This is a genomic window from Lysinibacillus macroides (assembly GCF_001281525.1).
Lineage (GTDB): Bacteria > Bacillota > Bacilli > Bacillales_A > Planococcaceae > Lysinibacillus > Lysinibacillus macroides.
This window is the reverse complement of sequence record NZ_LGCI01000014.1, coordinates 325374-332266: the sequence shown is the minus strand read 5'-3', so window position 1 is coordinate 332266 and position 6893 is coordinate 325374. Positions and strand designations below refer to the sequence as shown.

Here is a 6893-nt window from a genome sequence, read left to right as displayed (position 1 = left end):
TTGATTACGTTTTGCTTGTTCAGTTTTCAAGGTTCATTTTAATTTAGTGTGTCACCTCTTGGCGACTTATACATAATAACATCGATTGTTCATGAAAGTCAACACTAAAACATAAGTTTTTTTAAAGAGATTTATTTTTTATTTAAAATCTTAGAAGCGAGGTAGTTATTATGATTCGCAAAACATTGATTTCACTGCTTTTAATCGTAACACTTTTTGTCTTTTTAAAGCCTATAAATTCAACAATGATTTCTGTATTTAATATTGCCAATGCACCAACAGTAGTCACGAAAGGACATTACGGTACATCTCTTATCATGGAGATTTCATTCTCTGATGAATCTCTATTGGATTGGCTGCAAACATTGAAAGAGCCTTATCCGCTACTACTTTTAGATGCAGCATGGATTAAACGTTCACCAGAACATATCAAAGTCATCCAGGAGCGGAAACTACCAACAGGCTTACTAGGTCCAGCAGATTCATTAGATAAACCGATTGATATTGCTGTTGTTCAAAAAGATATTAATACGTATGAAAAATATTTAAAAGAAGCACCACTATGGTTTGCTACTCAAAATCATCAATATTCGCAGGATTTGCAAAAATCTTTGTTTCAACAGCAAATGAACTTGCTGTCGCCTTCTTTGATTTGGCAAGGCGAGCAAACACCTAAAATACAAAAGGGCGATTTTGTCTTTATTCCATTACATCGAGATCATCATATTTCTTTTAAAGAACTTAATGCATTATTACAGCAACATAAATTTATGTCCATTGAAGAAAATATATTTGGCTATAAGGTGCAAACTAAAAAATCTCCATAAAAAATTGCCTCTATCCATAGAAGGCACTGAAAAGTCGATTTAGCTCGAAATTTTTAATAGCAATCGACTGTTTACATCCATAGAAATAACTAATTAGGCAATTTCTATGGACTTGTAATTTTTTCAGTGCCCTCCATTATCGAGAGGCAATTTTTTCTTATGCATTTTTAACTTGTTCGCGACGTGCTTTACGGCGTGCTTCTAATTTTTGACGATCTTCATCTGATTTTGCATTATATTTAGGTAAGACTAACAATTGATACGCATTAACAGCCAATAACGGGAATAATAATAATGCAACATACTCATTAATATTTTCATCACGACCCATTAACGCAATTGTCCATTCTAATGTTGTAATAACAATCATAAAAAATAACGCAGAAATGAATACATGTTTTTTGCCCGTTAACTTTACCTTTTGAACTGCTGTTGCTATTGCTCCAAAGATCAGAACAATTAATAATCCCATATAGAATAACCAGCTCTGTCCTTCTTTCACGCCAGGTATAAAGCGGAAGAAAATAATATCAAAAATAGTAATTGCAATCAGTAATAGCTGTACCCAATTCCACAATGTAAGTGTTCTGAAAATATTTACACCTACTTGATGAAGGGTTAAATATGCAAAAAAGCCAGCTTGTGCAATAACACTCATTGTAAACCCTAAGAACACCATCCATAAAAGTCCAGCGAAAAATTCGCCCCATTGACCATTTGCTATGTATGGTTGGAAAAATTCCCAACGAATAAATAAACTACAAACGCCATTGACTACACCACCAACGAGCATTGCAAAGAAGAAAAACTTTGCCCAATTTCGTATCGTCACAACTAAAAGTCCCCCAATTTCTCAATATATCTGTCCTTATTTTATCAATGCATTGTTAAAAAAGCTATTTCTCATCTTAACCAATACATAAAGTCATCAGAAATGTGAACAATAATTGAAAGAGTCTATCTATAGAAAGGACTGATTGTCGATGCGAAAATTCACCTTATTACTACTGCTGATGCTTTTTCTTTCTGCCTGTGCACAAGATAAAACTTCTACCATGTCCTATGATGAAATCAAAAAAATCATGATCGACTCTTTGCAAACAGAGGATGGTAAAAAGGCATTGCGACAGCTTTTAGAAGAGCCAAGCTTCCGTGAGCTTTTGATTTTAGAGCATGATGAAGTGAAAAAGGCTACTGAGGAAACCTTACTTTCCAAAGAAGCAGAAGACTTTTGGAAGAAGACATTTGAAGATCCAAAGTTTAAAGAAACTGTTGCAAAAAGTATGCAAAAGCAACAGCAAGATATTATGAAGGCTTTAATAAAAGATCCAACTTATCAAAAAGATATGGAAGCTTTTTTTGGGCAGCCTGATATGCAAAAGCAATTAGAAACCATCCTAAAATCATCCAACATGCGCAAGCAAATGGAAGAGGTGGTAAAGGAAACGATCGAAAGCCCTTTAATGCAGTCTAAATGGCAAGAGCTGATTAAAAAGAGTGGTGGTGATACCGCTTCATCAGAAAGTGGCGATAAGAAAGAAGCAAGTGGCGGAGGTAATAACGAATCAGATACAGAGCAAAAAAATACGGAATAACCATGCATATAAAAAACGGATTTCTCTCAACAGCGGAGGAAATCCGTTTTTTATTACTTATTTAATTTTTGAGTGATCTTCGCCGCGATATCTAAATAAATTTGTCCTGTTGGATGGTCTTCTCCATAGACAGAAGGTGCAAAATCCTCATCCGTCCAATCTGGTTGACCTAGTGGAATTTGTCCAAGCAGCTCTGTACGTAGCTCCTCTGCTAACTTAGGACCTCCACCTTGCCCAAAGACCAATTCGCGCTCACCTGATTTAGATTCAAACCAAGCCATGTTTTCAATCACGCCAAGAATTTCATGATCTGTCTGTAAAGCCATTGCCCCCGCACGAGCTGCAACAAATGCTGCTGTTGGATGCGGGGTTGTCACAACGATTTCTTTTGATGATGGTAACATTTGATGAATATCTAATGCAACGTCCCCTGTGCCTGGTGGTAAATCTAATAGTAAATAATCAAGTTCACCCCACTCAACATCGCGGAAGAACTGATCTAATACTTTTCCTAGCATTGGACCACGCCATACGATCGGTGCGTTATTTTCCACAAAAAAGCCCATTGAAATCATTTTTACACCAAAGCGGTTAACTGGAAAAATTCGATTATTGGATACTTTCGGCATATCCGTAACACCCATCATATCTGGTACACTAAAGCCATAAATATCTGCATCGATTAAGCCAACTTTTTTTCCTAAACGTGCTAAAGCAACTGCTAAGTTCACCGACACTGTAGATTTCCCTACACCGCCTTTACCAGAAGCAATCGAGATCACTTGAACAGTGCTTAATGGTGATAAAATATCCTGTGCTTCTGATTCTGTAGCTGTGCCACGGAAGCTTTGAAGCTTTTCTGCTGATAGCTCTTCAAAACGGATACCTACCGTATTTGCACCCGCTTCTTTTAGTACCTCCACAACCTTCATTTGTAACTGTAATTGTTCTGGTGTATTCAGCTTAGCAATCGCAATTTTTACACTGACATGATTTTTTTCTTCCTTAATTGCTACGTTTATAATACCGTCAGTTTCTGCAAGTGATTTATGTAAAAATGGATCTTGTAGTTGTCCTAGTATTTCTCGTACTTGTTGTTCAGTAATCACGACGAACACTCCCCTTATATTGTCTCAACTAGTAGTATATCATAATGACTTGATTTACGTTGCAGATGGTGCTCTACTCAAATTTAGCTAATAAATATTCTTCGATACCTTCCACAATAGCGTCTGCCATCTTTTTCTGATAGCCCTTATCGATTAATAATGCACGTTCCTCATCGTTGCTGATAAAGCCCGTTTCCACTAAGGCAGCAGGCACTTCCACTTTTTTTAGTAAATAAATTTGCTTAATCGACAATGCTTCTCGATCTGTATTTTTTAAATTAGTCCGAATCGATTGTTGAATGTTTTTGGCAAGAAGTTCACCATCAGCATGTCCTTCTTTATGGTAAAATACCTGTGCACCTCGCCACTTTGTCTCAGGAATAGCATTTGCATGAATTGTAATAAATATGTCTGGTTTTTCTTTTTCCACAATATCCTTTCGTAAAAAGATATCCTGCTTTTTTCGTTCCCTTAATGTTCCATATTTTTCTGAGGGCGCATGCTCATCAATCACATCCCCATTTTTTGTTCGTGTCATGACAACTGTTGCGCCTTTTTTCTTTAATTGCTTCTCCACATGCTGAGCAATTGCCAGTGTAATATCCTTTTCAATTACTTCGCCCTTTGAAGCTCCTCCATCCTCACCACCATGCCCTGCATCAATGACAATTTTTATGCCACCAAGTGGGTCTGGTAAGAAGAAATTACGGTCCGAAGCATTTGTTTCATATGCCACGACCACTATACTCATCAGCATAATTACTCCTAGTGCAAGCCAGCGCTTCACCCATATCCACCACCCTTTTACATTTAGTGTACGAAATTGGTGGATGATCTATGCTAGAAAGTGAAAAAAACTCCCAAGTATTGAACTTGAAAGTTTTTAATTTCTTCTATAATGAAGTAAGAAGGAACAATTTTATTGTAATGTGAATTCAGGTTTAAACTCACCCTCGTAAGGCTCATGCTCAACAAACACTGTGAGAACATTACCATCTTTGTCTTTGCCTGCTCTTTTATACGTAAACTTCTTATCATTCAGTTCTGTAATTTCAAGAGCGACACCATATTTATTATCACCAACAGAAACATGAGCTCTAATTTTATTGCTATGCATGACATCAAAATATCCATAATCCCCACGACTCTCACCTGTTTCAGGATTGAAAAATTCATATTTATTTGTATCTGCATCATATTTTGCAATACTGATGAAATTTGAATTGAACTCTGTTACATCATTACCCGCTTCATCTAATACAACAGTTCCATGCCATAGTGTATCAGCTAAAATTTTGTCTCCGTCAATGTCTGTAACAATTTTACCTGTAGAAGCATTCAGTATCTTGTCTGGATCTGTAAAGGTCAGTTCATTTTCTTTATACGGGATATGCTCCACAAATACCTCTATATCATTACCAGCGCCATCTTTGCCCATCCTTTTATACGTAAAGAGATCATCGTTCAGTTCTGTAATAGCTACAATTGCTTGATAGTCTTTGGATTCAGATATTAAAATTCTTTGTTGCCCATTATTTGTGATAAAGAATGTTCCTTGATCATCACGACTTTCTCCAGTAGCAGCGTCAAAGAATTCATAATGACCTGTCTCAGCCTCGTATTTTGCTAAACCAATGAAGTTTGTGTTCTCCGCAGTTAAATCATTATGATCCTTATCATACACTTTTGTACCTTGCCAATTTGTACTACTTAGGAGATTGGCCATTTCTTGCCCTTTTGTTAATTGTTTCTGTGCTTGACCCTTTGTTGTATTTTCTGTTGCAGTACTTTCTGTCTTTACTTCCTCACTATTCGCATTGTTGCCTTTGACAGGCTCCTTATCTTGACATGCTGCAAGTAGTGCCATTGCCGCAACCGATATTATCAATAATTTTTTCATATCTCCTTACCTCCGTTTTTTACATTATATTTTTGAGTTACATCAAGCCTCGACAAAATACAGGGTTTGTTGTACCTTCAAAAACTATACTAAAACGGAATGTTAAACTCCCTCTAAATAATTTCTTAAAAAAGAATAAACTTATACGAAAATATTTTTAATCATTTGAATCCATATGGAATCATATCCGCTAAGTGCAACAGAGACCTCCATAATTTTATACCGTGTTTAATCGTTGCATTCATCAACAACATCGCTAAAAAGTCTTGCTATTTTGCATTGCTCAGGCGGAATGATTGAATCTCAGTGCATGAAGTAACTTGAAGCTCAAGGAAAGCTGCCGCAGCCGAAAATATTGAGTGGCTATAAAAAGCTGTTGATTTAATATGCTGCTCTATGCGCCCCATTTTTTGTATACGACTTGTGTATTACGTACTGAATTTTATACTGTCACTTATATAGTAAAACTCCATAACTATGGAAATTTCGGTATAGTTATTTCACAAACATCTTATACAAGGGAGAGATTAACATAGGTATTCTACTCATACTTTTGAGCACTACTGGTATTTTTATAGGTTTGATTTTATTAATAGTAGGAATTGTTATAAAAAAGAAAAACAAAGGTGGCATTATCTTAGGAGTTTCGATTGCTCTTTTTGTTATTGGATTTATCATGATTCCTACTGGTCCAGCAGCAGATAAAAAGAATGCAGTTGAGTCAACTGACAAGCAGGAAATCAAACAAGAAATTGAAAAAGAAAAACCTGCTAAACCTAAAAAATTATCGTTGGAAGAACAAAGCAAACAGTTTATCGATGAAAATTTAGAATTAGAAGGTAAAACAATTGCGGATTTTACCAACAAATTACTAACTGTAGAAGATGAGAAACTAGTAGATATGATTATTCTTGGCCATAAAAATGGTCAACAGTTCACTGATGATTTTGATTTGCTAGGCAGAACTGCAACAGTAACTGGCGTAATTACTGAATTTGCTTTTGAAAGTTCTAACATTGGTCAAAAAAGAAGAAGAGAAGGTTCAACTACTGTGGTTCGTACAGATAAATTTACTATTTATATGGATGATAAAGATATTTCAAGTTTTGATAACATTTCATACGATGAATTAGTACATAAAGAAGAAAAGGATCAGCGATTTTTAGGTAAATATCCTGAAGAGATTATTAATTTTGCTGTTATCGATTTAAAGGAGGAAGTTGACTTGAGTGTTGGTCAACAAATCACTGCTGAAGGTATCATTGCTAATTATGTTATCCGTAAAGATAGAGATACAGTTGAGGATTTTAGTGTCTTGATTAATTATGCTATAGTGAAATAATCGTAGTTTTTATAAACACAACAAAGCCCAGAGACTCAAATTAATTGAGTGTCTGGGCCTTTTTTGGTGACTTAGAAGTAATTCTTCCACTTGCGTTTTAAGGGCTTTATTATGTTCTAT

The 6893-nt window shown here is 35.7% G+C and carries 6 protein-coding genes and 1 pseudogene; 3 read left to right on the top strand and 4 right to left on the bottom strand.

The features are described 5' to 3' along the window. The first annotated feature begins 170 nt into the window (after positions 1-170). Entirely contained in the window at positions 171-827 is a 657-nt protein-coding gene (locus tag ADM90_RS23545) for a hypothetical protein (protein WP_053997264.1), read from the top strand. 157 nt (positions 828-984) lie between these two features. Here the strand turns inward: ADM90_RS23545 and ADM90_RS23540 are convergent, their stop codons facing one another. Continuing rightward, positions 985-1659: a KinB-signaling pathway activation protein gene (locus ADM90_RS23540; protein ID WP_053997263.1), complete on the bottom strand. Its 675-nt coding sequence runs from the start codon at positions 1657-1659 to the stop codon at positions 985-987. Between the two features lie 151 nt (positions 1660-1810). On the opposite strand from ADM90_RS23540, the gene gerD reads away from it, so the two are divergent. Then, positions 1811-2422, top strand: a complete 612-nt coding sequence (gene gerD / locus ADM90_RS23535) for a spore germination lipoprotein GerD (protein ID WP_053997262.1) — start codon at positions 1811-1813, stop codon at positions 2420-2422. 53 nt (positions 2423-2475) lie between these two features. On the opposite strand, the gene ADM90_RS23530 is transcribed toward gerD, so the two are convergent. The 3 genes and pseudogenes from ADM90_RS23530 to ADM90_RS23520 all read right to left on the bottom strand — a co-directional run. Continuing rightward, positions 2476-3531, bottom strand: coding sequence for a P-loop NTPase (locus ADM90_RS23530; protein WP_053997261.1), 1056 nt, complete (start codon positions 3529-3531; stop codon positions 2476-2478). A gap of 73 nt (positions 3532-3604) precedes the next feature. After that, positions 3605-4318 carry an N-acetylmuramoyl-L-alanine amidase gene (locus ADM90_RS23525; protein WP_053997260.1) on the bottom strand — a complete coding sequence of 238 codons (714 nt, stop codon included), beginning with the start codon at positions 4316-4318 and terminating at the stop codon, positions 3605-3607. Positions 4319-4450: 132 nt separating this feature from the next. Next, positions 4451-5278: pseudogene (locus ADM90_RS23520) on the bottom strand (DUF4822 domain-containing protein); the annotation flags it as partial. A 706-nt stretch (positions 5279-5984) separates the two neighbouring features. Here ADM90_RS23520 and ADM90_RS23515 point away from each other — a divergent pair. Beyond that, a complete protein-coding gene (locus ADM90_RS23515) occupies positions 5985-6773 on the top strand; it encodes a hypothetical protein (RefSeq protein ID WP_235473810.1) in 789 nt (262 codons plus the stop codon). Positions 6774-6893 lie beyond the last annotated feature (120 nt).

Excerpts from the sequence above, each read along its gene's own strand:
- ADM90_RS23545 (WP_053997264.1), top strand. The coding sequence starts at position 171 with ATGATTCGCAAAACATTGATTTCACTGCTTTTAATCGTAACACTTTTT.
- gerD (WP_053997262.1), top strand. The coding sequence starts at position 1,811 with ATGCGAAAATTCACCTTATTACTACTGCTGATGCTTTTTCTTTCTGCC.